The following is a 21,936-nucleotide window of genomic DNA, read 5'->3' on the forward strand; positions in this document are numbered from 1 at the left end:
CCTATCCCCTTTGCTGTGTAATAGGCAATTTAATTTCTATAATGGTATACTGATTCTTTTTACTTTCTATTTTAATATCACCTTTATGCTTATTTTTGATAATATCATAGGATATGCTTAATCCTAGACCTGTACCAACTCCTAAAGGTTTTGTTGTAAAAAATGGATTAAATACATTTCCGATATTTTCTTCTGATATTCCTACGCCATTGTCTTCTATTAAACAGTAAACATATTCCTTGTCACAATAGGTCTTTATTTTTATTAGGCCCATTTTATCCATGCCCTTCTCCTTTATAGCATAAGAAGCATTAATTATTACATTTAAAAAAACTTGATTAATTTGTCCAGAATTAGCCTCTATTAAAGGAACTTCTCCAAGATCCTTTTCTATTTCTGAATTATATTTTACTTCATTTCTTGCTATTAAAAGAGCCGTTTCCATTCCAGCATTAATATCATATTCATCAAAAGTACCATCTTGATCCTGTCTAGCAAAGGACCTTAAAGCCATTACAATTTTCCTGACTCTCTCTAATCCATCTTCTGTATCATTAAACAACTCGTCTAAGTCTTCCATAATAAAATCTAAGCTTTTGTCATCCTCCAAATTTTTTATTAATTCATTTCTCTCTAAACACTCTTTAGCTTCTGAATTAAGTACACTGTTTTTAAAATCCCTATAAGATAAAAGAGCAACTCTAAACTTGTACATATATTTTTTTAAAGTTTCAAAATTACTTAATACAAAACCTAAAGGATTATTAATTTCATGAGCAATACCTGCAGATAATTGTCCAATACTTGCTAATTTATCTTCTTCTATAATCTTCTCTTTGATTGTTTCAAGATTTTTAATAGTCTCTTTTAATTTATCATTTTCTTCTAGTAACATATTTTCAAGGTTTACATTTTTTTCGAACAATTCATTACAATCATTAGCCATTAATATATAACCTCCTGTCTTCAAATTTCTGCTTACAGATTTATTTTCTTAAATTATTTAAATGATTAATTATAACATAATTCTATAATTTTTCCAATAAAATTACAAAATTATTAATTAAAAAGCGTGAATAAATCATAATTTATACTTCATGTTTTAATATAAATCAATTTCGAATTTTCACTTTACTCTATAAAGAAATGTAAAGGTGTCATCAATAATTACACTACCTTTTCAATAAATACCTTTACAAGTTCAGGATCAAATTGAATACCTGCATTTTTAATAATTTCTTCTACAGCAACCTCTTTAGGTAAAGCACTTCTATAAGCTCTCTCACTGATCATAGCATCAAAAGCATCAGCTATTGCAATTATTCTTGATTTTAGTGGAATTTCTTCTCCTTTAAGCCCCTTTGGATAACCCGTTCCATCCCATCTTTCATGATGTGCCAAAACATATTCTGCCAGTTCTGCCATATCATTAACAGAACTTAAAATTCTGTATCCTATTTCTGGATGACGCTTGATTGCCTCCCACTCTTCATCAGTAAGCTTGCCTGGTTTATTTAAAATATTCTCCTCTATAGCTATTTTACCTATATCATGTAATAACCCTACAGTTCTCAATTCCTGTATTTCACCATCTGGCAGATTCATAGCCTTTCCTAAGCAATCACAGTATTCAGACACCCTATGAGAGTGCTGTTCCTCTCTTTTATTTTTTTCATGCAGTGTATTTACAATAGCACCAATTGTTTTTCCTCTCATACTTGGACCTTCAAAAAGCTTTTTTTTATACATGGAATCCTCTGCTTTTTTTAATACTTCAAATATATTCTCATCGTCATAACACTTTGTATCAAATCCAAAAGAAATTGAAAGACTTATTGATGCTACCTGCTCTTTTGAAGATAATGCTGAAATATACTTAAGGAGTTCATCTGCTTCAAAGATATTGGTTTTTGGTAGTAATATTACAAACTCATCTCCTCCTATTCGTGATACTACTCCTTTATTGCCACAACCATTTAACATTACCGCCGCAACCTTTTTCAACAATTCATCTCCAACAGCATGTCCAAAAGAGTCATTTATTAGCTTTAGTCCGTTAACATCAGCCATAACTATAGTAAATGGAAGATTCTCCTTGTTATCTAGTCTTTTAAGTTCTTCTTCAAAAAATCTTCTATTATATAAACCTGTAAGTTGATCATTATAGCTTAGAAACTCAATTTTTTTTTGATTTTTTCTTTCAACTGTAACATCCCTAAGCACTAAAACCGTACCTTTAATATACCCAAAATTATCTTTTATAAGAGAAACATTATAGGAAATCATTTTTTCCTTACAGTCCTTTGTAATTAATATTTTATATTCAGTTGCTTCCTGTGATGTCATACTTTTCAATGCCTTTTTAACAGGATTGTCGCACTTTTCCTTAGTTACTTCATCTACAATATTGAATGCATCTTCAAATTTCATTAATTTTGTTTCTTGCTCTTTAAGGCCTATTAGTGTTTCTGCGGCTTTGTTTAAAATTATAACATCGCCATATATATCGGTAACTATAACTCCATCTCCAACAGATAATAAAGTCGTCTTTAGCAATTCTTTCTCTTCTTCCAGCTCTTTTTCTGCAATGTGTCTTAAAGTTATATCCCTGCTTATTGCAATAGTCTCTTTTTCCCTACATTTAACTACTCTAAGTTCATAATATTTTATGCCTGCTGGCGTATCAATCTCATATTGAAAGCTTTCCAAAGAATCATTTTCAAGAGCAGACTTAATTTTCTCAAAACCAATTTCAGCTATTTCATGAGGAAGCACATCCCAAAGAGTTTTCCCTATAAACTCACTTTTAGGCACTATTAGCACAGAATTATCTTTTGTTTGACAATCTTTGAAAACTGCATTTTCATCTATAACAAAGATTATATCTGGAATGGCCATTACTATCGCTCTGTTTCGTTCTTCACTTTTCTTTAAATTTTCTTCACTTTCAATTAGCATTTCATATTGACTTCTAAGCTCTTCTTCTATTGCAACTAATTCATTATAGGAAGCCTCTATTTCTTCATTTGATGCTAATAATTCCTCTTTGCTTTTATTCAAAGCCTCATTTGCTTCTGATAGTTCCCTAGTACGTACAACAACCCTTCTTTTAAGAGTTGTATTCCATAGTAATAATAAAATTATACTTAATGCTGCTGCTGCTATTAACCAAGCATGCTCTATTAATTGCTGATAGAAGGTTTTTTCTTCATAAATCCCTAACCACTTATTATATATCTCATCATATTTTCCTGTAGCCTTAAGGATTTGTAAACCACCATTAAGAGTAAATAATAAATCATCATTTCCCTTTTTTACAGCAAAACAGTAATCATCTGAATTAATAGCTAATCCATTCCCCTTCAGATTTGAAAACTTATCTTTTTTTATATAATAATTACCTAATAAAGTAGAAACTACTGCATAGTCATATTTTTTAGCTGCTACAAGTTTAAGAGCTTCTTCAGATGAATCAACTTCAATAAACTTAATATCAAGATTCTCATTTTTAAGATATTCTCCAGATATCTCATCCGTTTCAACTACTACTGTTCTTCCTTTTAATTCACTTATGTCCTTTACACTTTTATCTTTTCTTGTAAATACATCAGCATTAGTTTTTGTATACTTTGCTGTAAAGGAATAATTCTTTTCTCTCTCCTTAGAATAGAACATACCCGATATGGCATCTATTTGTCCATTTTCAAGCTCATTTCTAACGTCACTCCAAACACCTAGTTTAAACTTAACCTTAAATCCCATAGCCTCTGCTGCGGCCTTAGCAAGTTCTATATCAAAGCCACTTGGATTACCATTTTCATCTATAAAGCTATAGGGTGGATAATTTTTATCATCACCTATTATTATTGTTCTATCTTCTTTTTTTTCATAATTACTTGCCGCATTGTAAATAGTTTCCTTATTATAATTTACACTTTCTTTATTATCAGCAGATACTGTCTTTGAAGAATTATTTCCTAATAAAAAAGTTAGTATTACAACAAACGCTATAAAAAAGCCCTTATATATTTTTCTAATCGTACTCCCTCCTTATTATAGATGCTTACAATTATTTTCTATTTTGCTGTTAAATTAAAAAGGGGTTATGTTTTTACTCTATTCTACAAAAAATATAAATTTCCTTTATATAATTCCTATTTTATTCTTTTTCATGAATAAATTGAAAAAAAGCCCATGGTAATCTCTCCAGGACTTCTTACAATTGCATAATATATGTCATCAATTTTAAGTTCATCATGATTTATAATAAAAATTAAGTTTCAAATATTTTAAGTTCAATTTTATGTAATTTACTTTCTTAAACTTATTATAAATGATACACCATTCTCTTCATTCTCAGCTTTTATATTACCTTTATACATTGTTACTATCCTTTTTACAATATCCAAACCAAGCCCAAAGTTTCCTCCTTTATCTTTACTAAAAGCTTCAAATATGTCTTCAATTTTATCCTCAGGAATCTTTTCACCATCATTGTATATAACTATATATTGCTGCTTGTCATCTTCATATGTATTTATCCTTATAACACTTTTTGCATATCTCATTTCATTATCAATTATATTTTCCAGTACTACAATCCATTGATCTTCATTACCTATTACCTCTATATCATTAATATCCAATTCAAACTTAATATTTCTTTCGTTATATATAAAGCTATTGATTACTTTCTCCAATGTATCCTTTATATATACTTTTTCAAATTCATTTTTATGCTTAGCCATGTACTTAATTTTTGTTAAGTACAGCAAATTTTTAATTCTCTTTTGCATTCTTTCAGCTTCAAAATCAATAACTTTCATAGTACTTTCTAAATCTCCTTTCGGGTAGATACCATCTTCTACAGCCTTCACATAGCTCCTAATTACCATCAGTGGTGTTTTTAGATCATGAGAGGATTGCTGCAGCATTGTTTGTTCATATTCATCTTGCCTAACCAGTTCTTTTCTCATTTCTTCAATAGATCTAGAGAGTTCTCCTATTTCGTCTTTCCTATCTATATTTATGTTCTCATGCCACTGTCTTTTCCCTATCTTTCTTACTCTATTTTCTAGTTCTTTCAGAGGAATTACAAGTCTTTGAGCTAAATATTTTGCTGCTATGAGACTTATAATAAGTGCAATAACCATTACAGAAAATACCCTTTTGAGCAAATTAGCGGCTAATGAATTCCTATAGGAATCCCACATATAAGATACAATAAAATTCCCCTTTTTATTTTTACCACTTACCTTTACTAAATATAGTATTCTACTAGAGCCTACCTTTTCCGCATACTTTTTAGTACCACTTGACTGCTTTTCAGCCTGGTTCTTTAGCTTTTCTAAAAACCCTTTTGCAGCTTCCTCATCAGGTATAAGTTTTTCAATTTTCGTCAAATTTTCTGTGTCATTGGAATAACTCAATCTTACATGTTTAACTTCCCGAATATCATTGCTTGATGCCTCTAGACCAGCTTCTTCCTTTGGATTAGCTTTACTTAAAGATCTTTGAATTAAACCTTCCTGAGCTGTTTCAATAGTTTTATAGGTCTCATTAGTAAAAAAGCTTTTTATTGTTATAGAAAAGTATAAAGCCAACAAAATAAATACAATTAAGATTACTGAGGTAAATACCATCCATATCTGAAAAGCCAGCGGCCAATCTTTTAGTCTTCTCATAAATATACCCTTTCTATCAGGATAGTCTGTATCCATGACCATATATAGTTTCTATCTTTAATTCTGGTAATTTCTTTCTTAGTCTTCTAACTAAATCGTCAACAACTCTATCACTTCCAAAATAGTCATCTCCCCATAGCTCATTTAATATATGTTCTCTTGTAATAGCACCGCCTTTTTTATTTATAAGTAGTACCAGCAAGTCAAACTCTCTTGAAGTCATGGCTATTTCATCATCCTTAAGCCTTACGATTCTTTTTTCTATATCAATAGTATAATCCTCTAGTTCAATGATATTCTCACCTTTAGAGTTATTATAAACTCTCCTCAATAATTTTTGTACTCTTATAACCAATTCTCTTGGCATAAATGGTTTTGAAATATAGTCATCACTGCCCATTTCAAGACCAATAATTCTGTCAATATCTTTATCTCTAGCAGATATAAAAATGATAGGAACATTCTTATCTTTTTCTTTTATTTCTTTTAATAGCTGAAACCCATCTATGTCAGGCAGCATAATATCTAATACCCATAAGTCAGGTTCATTATCTATACTCCCTCTGGCAGATTCACCATTTAAAAAGGCAGTGACCTGAAATTCTTCCTTTTCGAGATAAGATTTAAGTATATGGTTTAAGTTTTCCTCATCCTCAACTAAATATATTTGGTAGCTCATTTTTTAAATCTCCTCCATCTGAGTTCTTTTATTCTAAAACACAAAATAAACAACAGTATACACCCTGCTATCTATAGGATATCAATGGTGTATACTGAAGTAAAGGTATATTATATTATTTTAATTTAAGGAATCGAGTATTTGTGTTAGTATTGTACCTCTTTGCTTTATATTTTCTAAAATAGCTGACTTTTTATCAAGTATAGCTTTAAAAGTGGTCTCAGCTGCTGCATAATCCTTATTTTTGATGTTTTCTTTGTAAGTATTCCATAACTGTGCTTTTTCAGTTTCCTGAGTTTTTATAGTTTGATGTATTGTCTCAGCCTGCTGAAGTTGACTTTTTACGTTATTTGTCAATTGTTTATTAGCATCCCTCGATGCCTTGATCTGATCCTTTAAAGGTGAAATCTGTGTCTTAATTGCATCATCTTTAACTTTTATGTCTTTTAATTGACTGTTTAAATCCTGTATTTGTTGTTTAATATTGCTCATTTTATCTGTATCTTTGGCAGTCTTAGCATCTTTGTATTGGCTTTTTAAAGTAGTCATCTGCTGATGTAATTGTTTTGCTTGATCTACTAAGGCTTTTCTTTGACTAGCCAAATCTTTTAATTTAGCCACATCATCTGAATTTAACGTTGTTTTTGATTTAAGCTTATCCCTTATTTGTTTAGCCACTGTATTATTGGCATTTTCAGCATCTTTTGTTTGCTGCCTTAATGTTGTAAGTTGATTCATATAATCAGAATGTACATTTAAAAATGCATCTCTAGCTTGCTTTTGCTCTGGTGTAAGACTTGAGCTTTGAGTAGTTGTTGTAGTTTGACCAGTAGTACTTGTATCAGTTCCTGCTGCAAATGCTAATGTAGTTGATCCTCCAATTAAAGAAAGTGTGATTAAAATTGACATAAATTTTTTCATTTCTTTATCCTCCTTAAAATTAATTACTTTATATCATCATTTAATAATAAATTAGTTTCACTTGGAGTAAGCTGCTTTGTTTGATCCTCTACTGAATCTAGTTGAGTAGGAGTATCCTCTGCTGAAGAATTTATTAAATCGTTATCTGTAATACTTTTTACATCTTTAGTTGTAATAGTGTTAACAGACGTTACATTACTGAATTTTTGTTTTGTGATTTTTCCGCTAACTGACAAACCAGCAAATATCAATACTGATATAATCATCACGCCTACTAATTTCAAAGCAAATCTTTTTTTCAATATCATCACCTCGGTTTAAATTATATTTTAATTATATATAAACTTTATGGTGGAAATACTAAATAATTATGTGAAATTGTGTGAATATGAAGATTTGTGATGAGCTCACAAATGTATCAGATAAAATTATTCACGTATAAATTCCTTTAAAGGTCTAAAAGTCAAGGAAAATATAGATTTATAAATAAGATAGGCTGAAAAAATAATTGCTTATATTTTCATGTAAAAAAGGTAATACTAGAATTGACAAATTTAGATTATACGAGGTATTTAAGTATGCTATCAGAACTTCTAATTAGTAGATTTATAAAAGATTATAAAAATGTAGAGAATCCTAAAGTTAGAGATAAATATGGGTACTTAGGTGGCACCATGGGAATTTTAATCAATATAATATTAGCTGGATCAAAGCTTGTAATTGGAAGAGTATCTAATAGTATCTCCCTTATTGCAGATGCTATGAATAACTTATCGGATGCAACTTCTTCTGTTATTACCATTGTCGGATTTAAGCTTGCATCAAAACCTGCAGATAAGGAACATCCTTTTGGTCATGGACGAGTCGAATATATATCTGGACTATTAATTTCATTTATTGTTTTATTCATAGGCATTGAATTTGTTAAATCATCCTATAAGAGAATAATAAATCCTGTTAAAACTGAATTTCAATGGGTTTATCTAGCTGTTTTGTTATTTTCCATAGTGATAAAAATATGGATAAGTAAATTTAATAAAACTATAGCAAAATCAATTAATTCCTCTGCACTTCAGGCATCTTCAATTGAGGCCTTTGTAGATGTAATTATATGTGCCTGCATAATCTTTTCATTAATTTTATCAAGATACACTAACTTGGTCGTAGATGGGTATATAGGTTTATTAGTTTCAATGTTTATCTTATATTCAGGCTACATATTAATAAAAGACACTCTCAATCCCCTACTTGGAGAAGCTCCAGATCCTCAATTGGTAGAAAACATAGCTCTTAAAGTTAAAGAGTATGACTTCATTGAAGGCGTACATGATTTAGTAATTCATAACTACGGTCCACGAAAAATTTTAGCTTCTATTCATGCGGAAGTACCTAGAGATGTTTCATTGGAAGAAATCCACAGAATTATAGATAAAGCAGAAAAAGAAATTTCCGAAGATTTAAATATTCATTTAATAATACATATAGAACCAGTATAATAATTTATGATTAATTAAACTAACCTATTATTTATATATAGATACCCATACCAGACAATAGACTTATACTTAGAGAGGTGTTTCCAAAGCTGAAAGCCACATATAAAACTTTTTGTCATACTGAAGCTTGGAAACATCTCCCGGAGCATAAGTCTACTTTCGTCCGTGTTTGTTTTCTATATTAAGCCTTTCCTCTAAACTCATTTCCACATTTCTTACAGGTAATAACTACCTTTCCTTTCTTTCTAGGAACCCTCAGTTTCTGAGAACACTTTGGGCATTTAAATATTTTATATTGACGAAATCCTATAATAGATGATTTACATCTATAGAAACTGCGTTTTATAGTGAAAAAACAATTTTCAAATGCTAATAATTCTCTCTGTCTTTTATATTTGTTCTTTGACAGTATTCTCCAAGTTCCATAAATAAGTATAGCGTATCCAGCTATGATAGTATATTTGCTGATAGAAAGTATAAATCCTAAAATGAACAAACACTTAGAAAAATTATCAAAGCCATAAGAATCTCTTAAATAGTATGAAATTTTATATAAGTAATTTCTAAAATTCAATAAAATCCTCCTCCATCATCATTGCTAAAAATTGTTATATAGAACTGCACGACTTATAGGTATATTCTTTATGTAGATATAGATTATCATATATAGTATATGTTTTCAATAAACATTATATTAATTTTAAGTAAACTTATTATACGTTACTTAGTACTCTTTATCAGAATGCAATTTGAGCACCATAGAGAATTAATCCAAAAATTAATGTTAAAATTAGAGCAATAGGCAGTATTTTTCTTAATACAGTTCCCTCCTTTCCAAGAACTCCTGCAGTAGTCGTTCCTAGAACAATGTTTCCGGGAGATATCGCAGTTCCAATAGCACCTCCAGCAGTATGAGCACCTAAGATTGCTGAAGCTTTTAAATTAAGAATTTTTGAGGTTGTTAATTGAAAGTCTCCAAAAATTATATTAGATGACATATTACTGCCTGTCATAAAAGAACCCAAAAGTCCTATGAAAGGATCTATTATAGAATAATAGGAACCAAGAACTTTAGCAATACCTAATGAAAGCACTGTGGTCTGACCTGTTCCTCCCATAACTTTAGACATCATTATTAGTGACATTACTGCCATACTTGAAGGTATTGTCTTTTTTACAGCTCTTTTCAAAATAGATTTACCAGATTCTCCTGTAAGATACCCCTTGCTTAAATAATATACAAATCCACATACAGCTGAAATAAATAGAAATGTTCCTGCATTCGTTAAAGGCTTTATAGGTAAGTACGACTCCACTCCTAGATTTACAACACCATAACCAGTTCTAGTTTCATTAAAGTTTAACGCTATGCTCCAATGTCCTAAAAAACTATTTATTTTAGGAATTAGAAGCACTACTAAGGTTATTACTGTCATAACATAATATGGTATAAATGCTTGATGAATATTCATATTTTCCTTAACACTAAAGACCATTTCTTTTCTACTTAAATTCCTGCTCATTATTTTACTATTTTCTATCTCCCAATGTTTTTTGTAATATCTACTTCTACTTAAGAGTAAGAAAGCAGCAAGTGCAATACAACTAGGAATAAAGCAGGCTAGTACTTGATTTATCTGACAAAATAAAAGTTGTCCACCACCTTGAACTGTTGAAATAATCAATATTGCTAAAAAGCCTTTTCTGACAGCTTTTTTTCCACCATAAAACCAACATATTACTGTAATTGCAGTAATATTTAAAATCCATATAAAACTACAAGCAAAAAAAGCAGTTTGCTTTATTAACAGTATATCTTTTATTCCTGTTTGCATAATAAGAGATAACCAAGCAATTGCAAGAGTACCAAAAGTACCAGCCCAGCTGTGTCCTAATAAGGGGATTATAACTGCCCACATAGGCTTAACACCTATACCAACTAATAGAGGAGCTGTAACAGCAACTGGCACTCCGAAACCTGTTACTCCTTGAAGAAAGCTTGCAAAAACAACTCCAATTCCTATAATTCTAAGAAGTTCATTTGGTGCAATCTTCTCCATGCTATTTTTTAGAACTTTAAAGGCCTTCGCTTCATTAGTGACTTCATACATCAAAATAGCCGTAAATATAATAATTATAATTGTAAATGCATTCCACATAGCTTTTAATAATTCTGTGCTTATAACAACCATTCCTGCTTTAAAAAATATAATACTATTTATTATAGTAATAATGAGTCCAATTGGAGCCGCCTTAGGTGCGCCCCATTGAAACTTAATCATCAAAATAAGAAGAATCAGTATGGGGAACAGCGCTAATATCCACATCGTTATACTTATTGGTAAATTCATATAAACACCACCTTATAGACTTACATATATCTATGTAATACCATAGTTATCCTAATATGTAAATGTCAAAGTTCTGACTTATAAAATCAAGAAATAGCAACTAACATAATAAACCCAGTAGAAAGCAAATAATTTCTACTGGGTTTTGTAACTTTTTATTTCAAATATATATAGTTATTATGTCTAAATTATCTAGGTATGGAGTTTAATATTTCCATAAATTCATCACCCATTATAGTCTCTTTATGAAGAAGATGTGATGAAATCTTGCAAAGTGCTTCCATATTATCCTTTAAAATACTTAATGATTTTTCATAGCAGCTATTTATAATTTGAAGAACTTCTTTATCAATTTCTGCTGAAGTTTCAGTAGAGCAAGTCTGGACTGGTCTTCCGTCTAGATATCTATTTTGTATGGATTCCAAACCCATCATGCCAAATTTATCTGACATACCATATATAGTTACCATCTGTCTTGCAATTCCAGTAGCTCTTTCAATGTCATTTGAAGCTCCTGTAGTTACTTTTTTAAAGACAATCTCTTCAGCTGCTCTACCAGCTAAAAGAACTACTATTTGCTCTACTAATTCATCCTTAGAAATAAGAAATTTTTCTTTCTCTGGCATTTGCATTGTATAGCCTAGTGCTCCCATTGTTCTTGGAATAATCGTAATTTTATGCACTGGCTGTGTTTGCTTTTGCAAGGCAGCTGCGAGAGCATGACCTACCTCGTGAAAGGCGACTAAGCTCTTTTCCTCTTCTGTCATAATTCTGTCTTTCTTCTCCTTACCTGCTATAACAGTCTCCACAGCTTCAAATAAATCCTCCTGTCTAACTATGTCTCTGCCCATTCTTACAGCTCTTAAAGCTGCTTCATTTACCATATTAGCAAGGTCCGCTCCAACAGCACCTGCAGTAGCTAATGCTATTTCTCCAAAATTCACTCTGCTGTCAAGCTTAACATTTTTTCCATGAACTTTAAGTATCTCTTCCCTACCTTTAAGATCGGGTTTATCCACAATAACTCTTCGGTCAAATCTTCCAGGTCGTAAAAGAGCTTTATCTAGTATCTCTGGTCTATTAGTTGCCGCAAGTATAACAACACCTTTTGATGAATCAAATCCATCCATTTCCGCAAGTAGTTGGTTTAAGGTTTGTTCACGCTCATCATTTCCACCAAGCTTGCTATCACGACTTTTTCCTATTGCATCTATTTCATCAATGAACACAATACAAGGAGCATTTTTCTCCGCTTGTTGAAACAAATCCCTAACTCTTGAAGCACCAACCCCCACAAACATCTCAACAAAATCTGAACCGGATAAAGAAAAGAATGGTACATTTGCTTCTCCTGCTACTGCTTTAGCAAGCAAGGTCTTTCCAGTTCCAGGAGGCCCAACTAATAATGCTCCCTTAGGTAGCTTTGCTCCAATCTCAGTATATTTTGATGGCTTATGGAGAAAGTCTACAATTTCATTAAGTGACTCCTTTGCCTCTTCTTGGCCGGCTACATCATTGAAAGTAATTCCAGTCTTTTTCTCAATATATACCTTTGCGTTACTCTTCCCAAAGGACATAGCGCCGCCTCCCATTTTCTTGCCTAAAGATTTCATTAAGAATCCACCTAGAAAATAGAACATAGCAAAAGGTAATATCCATGAGAGTATAAAGGTTAAAATAGGAGATTGCATATTTTTAACCGGTGTTGAAAATTTTACTCCAGCTGAATGAAGTTTTTCAACTAGTTGTGGATCATTTAAAGTACCAGTATAGTAAATTTTCTTATCACTAGATGAAGAATTCTGAGTGTCTTTTGGAGTTATTAAAATTCTATCATCTTCAATCTCTACTGATTCTATCTGTTTGTTTTGAACCATCGTAAGAAACGTACCATAGTCTATTTCTTGAGAAGCAGACTTAAAAATCCAGGTTACAGCCACATTTATTAGCAGTGTAACAATTAAAGTGGCCACAATATAACTTGCTAAACGCTTTTTCTTTTGCAACATAATCTTCCTCCTTAAAACTTAATTATTACTTCTATCCTATTCATACTTATTACCCCAATCGTTTCCTTGACAAGCATTTTTTACTTTGATAAGATTAACTTACCGTCTGGTCGGTATCTATTGTTATTATACTATAACATAATTTATACTCTTATTAAAGAGTGAAAATTGTTAATTTTTTTGAAAGGAGAAGTTAATATTATGAATAGTTCAAGTAAGGAAAGAATCCTAAATGTAGCAAATAAAGTTATTGCAGAAAAAGGCCTGAATTGCTTCACCTTAGATGAAGTTGCAAAAGCAGCTGGCATAAGCAAAGGTGGACTGCTGCATCACTATCCAAGCAAGGACAAATTAATCAAAGCACTTATAGAAAATTACATTACTTTATTCCAGTCTAGAGTTTCTGAAAGAGAGAAAACTCTATCCGAAGCTTCTCCTTGTAACTGGCTGGTATCTTTTATTTATGAGCAATTCAATCAATGTAAACTTGATACAAACACTATGTACTGTCTTCTTGCTGCAGTTGCCTCAAAGCAAGACCTTCTTCATCCTGTCCTAGAAAAACGTAAAGAATGGATTGAGAAAATCAATGACTGTAAAGATCCAATTATGGCACTGATAATAAGTTTTGCATGTGATGGTATAGCATTTTCTAACCTTTTAGGACTGGAAGTGTTTCCAGAGAATACAAAAGCTGAGCTTATGGAAAGACTCGTCAACTTATCAAAGGAATGCTATTGATTTCTATTTTTCGATAATTTATTGAGGCAGATATAATAATAAAATTACTCTTATATCTGCCTCTTAATTTTAATTTATTAAATCTAATATGAATAGAATTAAACAATATTTTTGCTTTTGATCAAAGCAACGTTGATTTACAGTAAACTTTACTATCTTTGCTACATATTTTATTGCATTTAAGTCATTAAGCGCTTCTCCATATGTTTCATACCTCTCTTTTTCCCAGGAAATATTTGTATTTAAGTCTGTTCTATTTAATGCATCACCATCTAATATTAATACCTTTAACATTTTACCTATCTTCCTGATCTTTTTTGATAATTTTTAAGGTCATCCTATAGTAAAGTTGAGTATACTTAATCCCTGTTCTACTTTATCTGAAAACTGTATTTCAATACTATCATATTGAATCCTGTCCACTTCACATTAAATATTTTAACTTATAAATACAAAAAATCGCTAAGCAATTTATCTGATTAGCGATTTTCTACTTATAAATTTTGTTGATATTTTTTGTAACAATCTATTTTCTGAAAAACTTATTCTCTGTTTATTAAAAGTATATACTATAGTACCAAACCTATGAACAAATATTGTTATTAAATATTCTCTACAAACTGAATTTTTAATCCATTTGGATCTAATACATAGAAGAACTTAACATGTGGGTTTGGCTGAAATGGTCCACTATGTATATCAACTCCTTTTTCTTTAACAAAATTCATCATTTCATCCACTGACTCCACTTCAAAACCAAGGGAAATGTCTTTTCCAAAGCTTGCTTCCTTTGAAGCCTCATTACATATAAGCTCAACCTTTGTTTCCCCATCTCCTAAAAATGCTATTTCTCCTCCTGGTCCTGCATTAAATGTTCTTTCTACCTCAAGACCGACTATTTCTTTATAAAACTTTAAAGATTCCTCCATGCTTTTAACCATTAATGTACACCAGCAAAATTTCATAATTTAAATCCTCCCTAAATTAATTTTATTAATTAAGTTCCACTCCACAAATGTTTTCTCAGGTCTACACATCCATTTTCCTTGAAAGTAACTCCTTCTGAAGCTAATATAGTCCTTTGAAGTTCCGATGAACCAAAAACATATTCTGGCGACATCTCTCCCAGCCTGTTAACAACTCTATGGCAGGGTAAGTTAAGATCTCCTGGTGCTGATCTCATAGCCCAACCTACAATTCTCGCACTTCTCGGTTCACCTAATAGCAAAGCTATCTGTCCATAGGTAGCTACCTTGCCCTCTGGTATCTGTGACACCATTTCATAGACCTCTAAAAAAAAACCTTCAATATCATTTTCCTCCTTCCTTAAATTAGTTTAATCTTTAATCTTCAATATTATTAAGTAAATTAAATTTGCTTTTAACCATTCTTTTTGTGAACTAGCTTTATCTACATAATTACCATATTCAAAATTTGAATTTACATTTATTAATATCCATTTTATAATAAGTAATATACCAATTCAACCTGATAAGTGGAAATAATCCTAAGATTATCTAATACTTACACTAGTTAATATGTTTAATACAAACTTATCTCTTTTAGTTCCATCTATGACACTGTTTTTTAATTAAAAAGAAGAACTCTGACTCATGTATATTTAATAAATTCGAGAAGATTTGCGTCTACGCAGCAGTTACTACTCCTACTTACCAATTTCACAAATTATCCATTTGGGAAATTGTACTGTAAATATGCTCCCCTCTTCTTCTTTGCTTTCCACACTTATTTTTCCACCATGGGACTCTACTAAACTTTTAGTAATAGTCAGCCCTATTCCTGAGCCACCTGTATTTTTATTTCGGGATAAATCAGTTCTATAAAACCTCTCAAAAATATAAGGTATATCTTTTTCTGGAATACCTATTCCATTATCTTGAACTTTAATACAAATGCCCTCCTTTTCTTTCTTAAGCTCTACTACTACTTTCCCCTGAGGTTTTAAATATTTGTAACCATTTGATAATAAGTTATGCATTATCTGCTTCAACTTATCTTTATCCATATACACCCATACATTTTTATCAATATTAGACATAATAGTATGACTATTTTTTGAATATAAAGGTTCAAAGCTTGATATGGTTTTTTCTAATTCACTTGATAAGTTAAATTTTGTCTTATTCAGTTTTGAATCTGCTTGCTCTAATTTTGCTAAATTACGTAGATTATCTACTAAGCTTGTTAATCTTTCTATTTCATCATAAAAACCCTGAAGCCTTTCTTCTGTTGGTTCCCATATTCCATCTAATAATGCTTCTATATGAGTTTTAAGCGTAGTAAGGGGAGTTCTAATTTCATGTGCCATATCAGAAGTCATTCTTTTTCTAAGCATTTCCTGATTTTGCAAAGTTTCTGCTAAATAATTTATTGAAGCAGATAATTCTTCTATTTCCTTAGTTTTACTTTTAATATCCGAGCGAACAGCTAAATTCCCTTTTCTCATTTCATTAGCAGTTTTAGTTATTTTAACTAATGGTTTCGTAATCTGTTTAGCTAAAATAAAGCTTATTCCTAATCCAAACATTAATGCAATGAAACCTGAAAGTATAAAAGAATGATTCAATGTCATTTTAAAAGTCAGTGCTCCTTGACTTAGATATGAGGTTCCAAAATATCCAACAACTATTGTACCAATATTTTTTTTATCTTTTACTAAAGGATGTGTCTCTTCTTTGTATTCTCCTACACTCATATTAGAATACTTACCCATTCCATTTTGCATCATGTTTCCCATCATTGATTCCATCATGTTTTTATGCTGAAGATGAGAATTACCTGAATCAAATATTATATTCCCATTTATATCTTTAACTTGTATATAAAGTTCTTCTAATACTGCATATCGTAGTAATTCGTCTTTATTGGAATTCGTAAATCCAGTTTTATCATTATATAAATCCTGAGCAGTAACTACGATTTTATTCACTTTATCTTTGTGCTCATCTACTAAATAATTATTGAACTTTTTTCCCACCATATAATTTGAAATAAAGCCTGCTATTAATATGGCACCTACTACAGTGAGAAGAAAACCTACAGATAACTTTTTCATCAAGGACATTTTCACTTTAGTCCACCCCACTTATTATAAACCTAGAATATTTTAAATTATTATGACTCTTGTTAATTTACAAATTTATACCCCATACCGTATACAGTAATAATATATTTAGGGTCTTTATGGTTATCCTCTATTTTTTGTCTTATATTTTTTATATGACTATCAATTGTCCTGTCAAAACCTTCATATTCTACTCCAAAAGCTTTTTGCACTAAGTGTTCCCTTGAAAACACTTGACCTGGATTCGTTAATAATGCTAACAGTATTTTAAATTCATTAGTAGTTAAGTTTATGTTCACACCAGCTTTTTTTACTTTCATTTTATTTACATCTACCTCTAAATCACCATTATTAAAAATCAAATAATCAGCAAGAGGACTGGACTCTCTGTACGACCTTCTAATTAAGGCCTTTACTCTTCCAACTAACTCACGAACACTAAAAGGCTTAGTCAAATAATCATCTGCTCCAATAGCCAAACCTTCAATTTTATCGTCTTCTTCTGATTTTGCTGTTAACATAATTATAGGTATATCTGATGCTGCTCTTATTTTATTACAAATCTCTTCTCCTGATATCTTAGGCAGCATTAAATCTAGAACCACTAAATGTATTACTTCACTCTTAAATAATTTTAATGCTTTCTCACCATCTTCAGCAGTTAGCACCTCAAAGCCTTCTTTTTTTAAATAAGCTTCTACTACTTCAACAATCTTAGGTTCATCATCCACTACTAATATTGTCTTTTTATCACTCATCGTTAACACCTCTTTATCATAGAATCTTTTTTTAATTTTATCATATGTTATATATTTATTATCAATAAATATAAATGCACCCTCTAGTTTTAAAAACTAAAGGGTGGCTCAGTTAGCTCTTTTTGAATTAAGTTATCTATCTTTTCTGTGTTATAATAGTTCTTCTCTTAGTATATTCTTCTTCGCTAATTTCTCCACTAGCAAACTTTTCATCAAGTATTTTTAAAGACCCACTAGAGTTTGTTGTATAACTTTTTATAAGTTTAAATCCAAGTACTATTAAAACTATGAATACTAATATTCTAAAACCCATCATCATAGGCATCCATGAGTTAAATCCAAAACCTGAACTTCCAAATCTACAAAACATAATAATTCCTCCTCCTATAAACATTAATTTTTTAATCTTTTATTTGAGTTAATTATAAATTGTAACTGTGGAGAAATTATGGAGAAATTCATTTTCTAAAATATTTTACTGATTATTTAACTCTACGAGCTGTTATATAATCTCTTCTATCAATTGGTGAAATCTTAACTACATCTCCAGTATGAGGAGCATGTATCATCGCACCGTTACCTACGTATATTCCCATATGTGTAGGGTTACCACCTTTGCCAAAGAAAACCAAGTCTCCTAGCTGTAATTGATCTCTTGATACACCTACTCCATCTTTTATCTGATCATATGTAGTTCTCCCTACAGAAATTCCAAAGTGGCTATATACATATTGAGTAAAACCGGAACAATCAAACCCACTTGGTGTAGTTCCTCCCCATAAATATGGTGTTCCTAGAAAATTTGAAGCGTATGCTACAACATTATCATTACTTATAGGTGAGCCTCCCCTTGATAGAGTTATCTTAGGTGCTGCATACCTTATGTTAGTAACTTGCTTCACAGCTACACTTACTGAAGCTTGTTCAACTGCTGCATATTGTCTTTGTTGTTCTTTAGCCTGTACAATTAACTTTTTCTGATCGTCTTTATTTTTATTAAGTTCATTTAATTTTCTTTCATTTTCTGATTTCAAGGCTAATAATTTTTGATTTTCTGCTTTTAATTTATTCGTTTTATCAGCAATATTCTTTTGCTTTATCTCATAATTTGAAATGATTTTGTTATCAAAACTTATAATTCTGCTAACCATATCGACTTTCGAAATAAAGTCTTCAATTCCATTAGAATCTAGAAGCATACCTAAGTATCCAGTAGATCCATTTATGTAAAGTACTCTCATTCTCTTACTAAATAGTTCTTGTTCCTTTTTTATGTCATTTTCAGCTGTCTTTAATTCATTTTCTGAATTCTTAATATCCTTTTCTTTTATTTGAATTTGTTTTTTATTATCATTGATTTTGTCCATTACATCTTCTATTTGGTTGTCCAAATTTTCTATGTTTCTTTCAAGCTCTTGAACCTTTGAATATGAAATGTTGTTATTTGATGTCGGTTGTGCAAAAACCACACCATTCATTGTTACTGTAAATGCTAATATCATTAAAAGCTGCTTTAATTTTTTATTCAATGTTATCTCTCCTAACTTTAAGGTTTATTTAGTACTAATATGTAAATTAATACATTTATGCCAAATAATACATTTCATTGAATTGACATAATCTCATATTAGGTATTTTACCAAAATACCCAAAGATTTGGAATGTCACAATTTATTCCAATTTATCAAAACATACATTATTTTACATTATACAAGAATTTTATGTAGATTTTATGTAGACTTTTATAGATTCCATAATTATTTATATCAAACCACAAGTAAAATAAAAAATCTGAAATGTAGTATGACATCTCAGATTTTTGTTTTTTATATAACTCATAATTCTTCAAGTTTTAATTATTTTAAAGTAAACCTTACTCATCTGACAACTCTTTCTCCTTAGAAGTTAAACTAGATCTTTGTATATTAGGATAATCACAACTTCCAGATTCATTTACTCCATGTTCTAATTTATTTAAGATTTTATTTTTTTTAGATTCTATTTCATCTTTATCTCTATCTGACATTTACGACTTCCTCCCTAATTATTTTTTATATTGATGCTTCTAAATTTTATTTTTCTCTAAATTCTTAACTTTATTCAAAATATGAAGAGTACTATATGATTACTACTAAACAATAAGATTTTAATCAAAATCTTTAAATCGTATAGTAAATATGGACCCTTTACCTACTTCACTTTGAGCTTCAATAGAAGCTGAATGTAAAGTTAAAATATCCTTTACTATAGTTAATCCAATTCCACTTCCCTCTATTTTATTTCTGCTCTTATCTCCTCTATAAAGTCTTTCAAATATAAAAGGTAAATCTTCTTTACTAATTCCAATTCCAGTATCTCTTATACTGACAATAATATCCTCTTTATCTTTAGTTAAATTTATCCAAACCTTTCCACCATAATTTGAGAATTTTACTGCATTAGATAAAAGATTAATAAATACCTGTTTTAATTTACTTTCATCACCAATTACACCATAGTTTTTATCCGGTTTTATATTAAATACTAAATCTATATTCTTTTCTTTTAATGCGATTGAAAAATCATCACATACCAAAGATAACAGCTGATCTAATAATACTTTCTCTTTATCAATAGAAACTGTCTCTTCTTCAAACTTCTTTAGAGTATTTAGGTTATTTAAAAGTTTTCCAAACCTAATCACCTCATCATTTAATCCCATCAATTGTTCTGTATTTACTGGAATGATTCCATCAATCATAGCTTCTAAGTTATTTTGAAGAATATTTAGTGGAGTCCTTATTTCATGGGAAATATCAGAGACTAGTCTTTTTCTTAACAAATCCTGATGATTAAGTTTCTCTCCTAAGGAATTTATACTGCTTCTAAGTTTTTCAATCTCCAATATATTTGTATCCACATTAGTTCTAGAATTATAATCTCCATTAGATAGTTTTACTGATACATTTGATACTTCTCTAATAGGTACTGAAAACTGTTTTGAAATATACAGACTGATAATTATTACAATAAGAAGACTTAAAAAAATACTAGCAATAATTCCTTTATTAATGGATAACTTAAAATTCACATCTTCAGCAGATAGCAATACTGAGGAATATTGGCCTATCTGTACATAACCAACAACGCTTCCATTGTAGTTAATTGGGAAATTATTCGTGGTAAAAACTCCACTTTTATTATCTAAAGCTTTAAAATGCTCTTTTTCTTTAATATCATTTGGATCCATCATCCAAACCAACCTTTTACTTGAATCTAAGAGAGTTATACAATAATTACTCATATATGCCTCATGCTTCATTTCACTTCCTGAATCTACTGTCCATTTTTTATCTCTTTTATAAACCTCTTGAAAATACTGCACTATTCTATCATTTCTTTTATTTTGGTTATTTACCATGTATTCACTAAACTTATTACTTATTGTAGTATTTACAAAAATAGCAGTTAGAAGTGCTGCTAATATAGAGCAAACTAAAATTATAATACTTAACTTTCGTCTAATACTATACATCAACTCTCATCACCAAACTTATATCCTAACCTTGTAACTGTCAAAATATATTTAGGATTTTTGCTGTCTTCTTCTATTTTCTTTCTAATATTTTTTATATGAACATCTACAGTCCTGTCAAATCCATCAAAATCCATACCAAATACCCTATCAATTAATTGTTCTCTACTAAGAACTTTTCCTTTATTTATTGCAAGTACATATAAAATATCAAATTCATTAGGCGTAAGGGATATTTCTTGTCCTCTAACTTTTATAATTCTACTGTCTTTGTATATTTGTATATTTTCATTATCTAAAGATAAAACTAGACTTTCGTTTGCTCCTAACCGTCTAAATAAAGCATTAACTCTAGCAACTAATTCCCTTGGACTAAAAGGTTTAACTAAATACTCATCTGCACCTATATTTAGGCCCTCTATTCTGTCTTCTAATGAAGATTTAGCTGTAACCATAAATACATGCACATCAGACTTATCTCTTATAATTTTGCATATTTCCTCTCCTTGAATATCTGGCAACATTAAATCAAGTATTACCAAACTAAACTCCATTGAATCAAAGAGTTCTAAGGCTTTTAGCCCAGTTATTGAGGTATATACTTCATAACCTTCCTTTTCTAAATATGCCTTTTGAATATTAGATACCTTTTCCTCATCTTCTACTATTAAAATTTTATTCATGTTACTCACCTCAAT

Annotated in this window: 21 protein-coding genes; 2 read left to right on the forward strand and 19 right to left on the reverse strand. The window is 30.3% G+C overall.

What is annotated here, in order from left to right:
* Nucleotide 1: 1 nt before the first annotated feature.
* The 6 genes from I6U48_RS00195 to I6U48_RS00220 form a co-directional block, all read right to left on the reverse strand.
* Nucleotides 2–946 carry a sensor histidine kinase gene (locus I6U48_RS00195; RefSeq protein ID WP_218318380.1) on the reverse strand — a complete coding sequence of 315 codons (945 nt, stop codon included), beginning with the start codon at nucleotides 944–946 and terminating at the stop codon, nucleotides 2–4.
* Between the two features lie 221 nt (nucleotides 947–1,167).
* Nucleotides 1,168–4,038: an HD domain-containing phosphohydrolase gene (locus tag I6U48_RS00200; protein WP_218318425.1), complete on the reverse strand. Its 2,871-nt coding sequence runs from the start codon at nucleotides 4,036–4,038 to the stop codon at nucleotides 1,168–1,170.
* A gap of 272 nt (nucleotides 4,039–4,310) precedes the next feature.
* Nucleotides 4,311–5,684 (reverse strand): HAMP domain-containing sensor histidine kinase, encoded by a 1,374-nt coding sequence (locus I6U48_RS00205; RefSeq protein ID WP_218318381.1) that lies wholly within the window; start codon nucleotides 5,682–5,684, stop codon nucleotides 4,311–4,313.
* A gap of 16 nt (nucleotides 5,685–5,700) precedes the next feature.
* Nucleotides 5,701–6,363 carry a response regulator transcription factor gene (locus I6U48_RS00210; protein ID WP_218318382.1) on the reverse strand — a complete coding sequence of 221 codons (663 nt, stop codon included), beginning with the start codon at nucleotides 6,361–6,363 and terminating at the stop codon, nucleotides 5,701–5,703.
* Between the two features lie 120 nt (nucleotides 6,364–6,483).
* Nucleotides 6,484–7,284: a hypothetical protein gene (locus tag I6U48_RS00215; RefSeq protein ID WP_218318383.1), complete on the reverse strand. Its 801-nt coding sequence runs from the start codon at nucleotides 7,282–7,284 to the stop codon at nucleotides 6,484–6,486.
* 23 nt (nucleotides 7,285–7,307) lie between these two features.
* The gene (locus I6U48_RS00220) at nucleotides 7,308–7,586 is read right to left on the reverse strand and encodes a hypothetical protein (protein ID WP_218318384.1); all 279 of its coding nucleotides are present in this window, start codon (nucleotides 7,584–7,586) and stop codon (nucleotides 7,308–7,310) included.
* Nucleotides 7,587–7,862: 276 nt separating this feature from the next.
* On the opposite strand from I6U48_RS00220, the gene I6U48_RS00225 reads away from it, so the two are divergent.
* Nucleotides 7,863–8,780 carry a cation diffusion facilitator family transporter gene (locus I6U48_RS00225; RefSeq protein WP_218318385.1) on the forward strand — a complete coding sequence of 306 codons (918 nt, stop codon included), beginning with the start codon at nucleotides 7,863–7,865 and terminating at the stop codon, nucleotides 8,778–8,780.
* 181 nt (nucleotides 8,781–8,961) lie between these two features.
* Here the strand turns inward: I6U48_RS00225 and I6U48_RS00230 are convergent, their stop codons facing one another.
* From I6U48_RS00230 to ftsH, 3 genes are all read right to left on the reverse strand, one after another.
* On the reverse strand, nucleotides 8,962–9,354 hold the full coding sequence (locus I6U48_RS00230; RefSeq protein ID WP_218318386.1) for a hypothetical protein: 393 nt from the start codon (nucleotides 9,352–9,354) through the stop codon (nucleotides 8,962–8,964).
* 163 nt (nucleotides 9,355–9,517) lie between these two features.
* Entirely contained in the window at nucleotides 9,518–11,131 is a 1,614-nt protein-coding gene (locus I6U48_RS00235) for an L-lactate permease (RefSeq protein ID WP_218318387.1), read from the reverse strand.
* A gap of 188 nt (nucleotides 11,132–11,319) precedes the next feature.
* Nucleotides 11,320–13,140, reverse strand: coding sequence for an ATP-dependent zinc metalloprotease FtsH (gene ftsH, locus I6U48_RS00240; RefSeq protein ID WP_218318388.1), 1,821 nt, complete (start codon nucleotides 13,138–13,140; stop codon nucleotides 11,320–11,322).
* A 201-nt stretch (nucleotides 13,141–13,341) separates the two neighbouring features.
* On the opposite strand from ftsH, the gene I6U48_RS00245 reads away from it, so the two are divergent.
* Nucleotides 13,342–13,881, forward strand: coding sequence for a TetR/AcrR family transcriptional regulator (locus I6U48_RS00245; protein ID WP_218318389.1), 540 nt, complete (start codon nucleotides 13,342–13,344; stop codon nucleotides 13,879–13,881).
* Nucleotides 13,882–13,950: 69 nt separating this feature from the next.
* Here the strand turns inward: I6U48_RS00245 and I6U48_RS00250 are convergent, their stop codons facing one another.
* The 10 genes from I6U48_RS00250 to I6U48_RS00295 form a co-directional block, all read right to left on the reverse strand.
* Nucleotides 13,951–14,175, reverse strand: coding sequence for a hypothetical protein (locus tag I6U48_RS00250; RefSeq protein ID WP_218318390.1), 225 nt, complete (start codon nucleotides 14,173–14,175; stop codon nucleotides 13,951–13,953).
* 308 nt (nucleotides 14,176–14,483) lie between these two features.
* The gene (locus tag I6U48_RS00255; RefSeq protein ID WP_218318391.1) at nucleotides 14,484–14,846 is read right to left on the reverse strand and encodes a VOC family protein; all 363 of its coding nucleotides are present in this window, start codon (nucleotides 14,844–14,846) and stop codon (nucleotides 14,484–14,486) included.
* A 32-nt stretch (nucleotides 14,847–14,878) separates the two neighbouring features.
* A complete protein-coding gene (locus I6U48_RS00260) occupies nucleotides 14,879–15,190 on the reverse strand; it encodes an MGMT family protein (protein WP_218318426.1) in 312 nt (103 codons plus the stop codon).
* A gap of 357 nt (nucleotides 15,191–15,547) precedes the next feature.
* Nucleotides 15,548–16,972 (reverse strand): sensor histidine kinase, encoded by a 1,425-nt coding sequence (locus I6U48_RS00265; protein ID WP_218318392.1) that lies wholly within the window; start codon nucleotides 16,970–16,972, stop codon nucleotides 15,548–15,550.
* 56 nt (nucleotides 16,973–17,028) lie between these two features.
* Nucleotides 17,029–17,724 (reverse strand): response regulator transcription factor, encoded by a 696-nt coding sequence (locus I6U48_RS00270; protein WP_218318393.1) that lies wholly within the window; start codon nucleotides 17,722–17,724, stop codon nucleotides 17,029–17,031.
* Between the two features lie 136 nt (nucleotides 17,725–17,860).
* Nucleotides 17,861–18,094, reverse strand: a complete 234-nt coding sequence (locus tag I6U48_RS00275) for an SHOCT domain-containing protein (protein WP_218318394.1) — start codon at nucleotides 18,092–18,094, stop codon at nucleotides 17,861–17,863.
* Nucleotides 18,095–18,206: 112 nt separating this feature from the next.
* Nucleotides 18,207–19,253, reverse strand: a complete 1,047-nt coding sequence (locus tag I6U48_RS00280; protein ID WP_218318395.1) for a C40 family peptidase — start codon at nucleotides 19,251–19,253, stop codon at nucleotides 18,207–18,209.
* A gap of 344 nt (nucleotides 19,254–19,597) precedes the next feature.
* On the reverse strand, nucleotides 19,598–19,750 hold the full coding sequence (locus tag I6U48_RS00285; protein WP_218318396.1) for a hypothetical protein: 153 nt from the start codon (nucleotides 19,748–19,750) through the stop codon (nucleotides 19,598–19,600).
* A gap of 120 nt (nucleotides 19,751–19,870) precedes the next feature.
* A complete protein-coding gene (locus I6U48_RS00290) occupies nucleotides 19,871–21,238 on the reverse strand; it encodes a sensor histidine kinase (RefSeq protein ID WP_218318397.1) in 1,368 nt (455 codons plus the stop codon).
* Entirely contained in the window at nucleotides 21,238–21,921 is a 684-nt protein-coding gene (locus I6U48_RS00295; protein ID WP_218318398.1) for a response regulator transcription factor, read from the reverse strand. The genes I6U48_RS00290 and I6U48_RS00295 overlap by 1 nt, the downstream gene beginning before the upstream one ends.
* Between the last annotated feature and the right edge of the window lie 15 nt (nucleotides 21,922–21,936).

The organism is Clostridium thailandense (genome assembly GCF_019207025.1).
Lineage (GTDB): Bacteria > Bacillota > Clostridia > Clostridiales > Clostridiaceae > Clostridium_AM > Clostridium_AM thailandense.

Coding starts and splice junctions, on each gene's coding strand:
- I6U48_RS00195 (WP_218318380.1), bottom strand. CDS start 946: ATGGCTAATGATTGTAATGAATTGTTCGAAAAAAATGTAAACCTTGAA.
- I6U48_RS00205 (WP_218318381.1), bottom strand. CDS start 5,684: ATGAGAAGACTAAAAGATTGGCCGCTGGCTTTTCAGATATGGATGGTA.
- I6U48_RS00210 (WP_218318382.1), bottom strand. CDS start 6,363: ATGAGCTACCAAATATATTTAGTTGAGGATGAGGAAAACTTAAACCAT.
- I6U48_RS00215 (WP_218318383.1), bottom strand. CDS start 7,284: ATGAAAAAATTTATGTCAATTTTAATCACACTTTCTTTAATTGGAGGA.
- I6U48_RS00225 (WP_218318385.1), top strand. CDS start 7,863: ATGCTATCAGAACTTCTAATTAGTAGATTTATAAAAGATTATAAAAAT.
- I6U48_RS00235 (WP_218318387.1), bottom strand. CDS start 11,131: ATGAATTTACCAATAAGTATAACGATGTGGATATTAGCGCTGTTCCCC.
- ftsH (WP_218318388.1), bottom strand. CDS start 13,140: ATGTTGCAAAAGAAAAAGCGTTTAGCAAGTTATATTGTGGCCACTTTA.
- I6U48_RS00245 (WP_218318389.1), top strand. CDS start 13,342: ATGAATAGTTCAAGTAAGGAAAGAATCCTAAATGTAGCAAATAAAGTT.
- I6U48_RS00250 (WP_218318390.1), bottom strand. CDS start 14,175: ATGTTAAAGGTATTAATATTAGATGGTGATGCATTAAATAGAACAGAC.
- I6U48_RS00255 (WP_218318391.1), bottom strand. CDS start 14,846: ATGAAATTTTGCTGGTGTACATTAATGGTTAAAAGCATGGAGGAATCT.
- I6U48_RS00270 (WP_218318393.1), bottom strand. CDS start 17,724: ATGAGTGATAAAAAGACAATATTAGTAGTGGATGATGAACCTAAGATT.
- I6U48_RS00275 (WP_218318394.1), bottom strand. CDS start 18,094: ATGTTTTGTAGATTTGGAAGTTCAGGTTTTGGATTTAACTCATGGATG.
- I6U48_RS00285 (WP_218318396.1), bottom strand. CDS start 19,750: ATGTCAGATAGAGATAAAGATGAAATAGAATCTAAAAAAAATAAAATC.
- I6U48_RS00290 (WP_218318397.1), bottom strand. CDS start 21,238: ATGTATAGTATTAGACGAAAGTTAAGTATTATAATTTTAGTTTGCTCT.
- I6U48_RS00295 (WP_218318398.1), bottom strand. CDS start 21,921: ATGAATAAAATTTTAATAGTAGAAGATGAGGAAAAGGTATCTAATATT.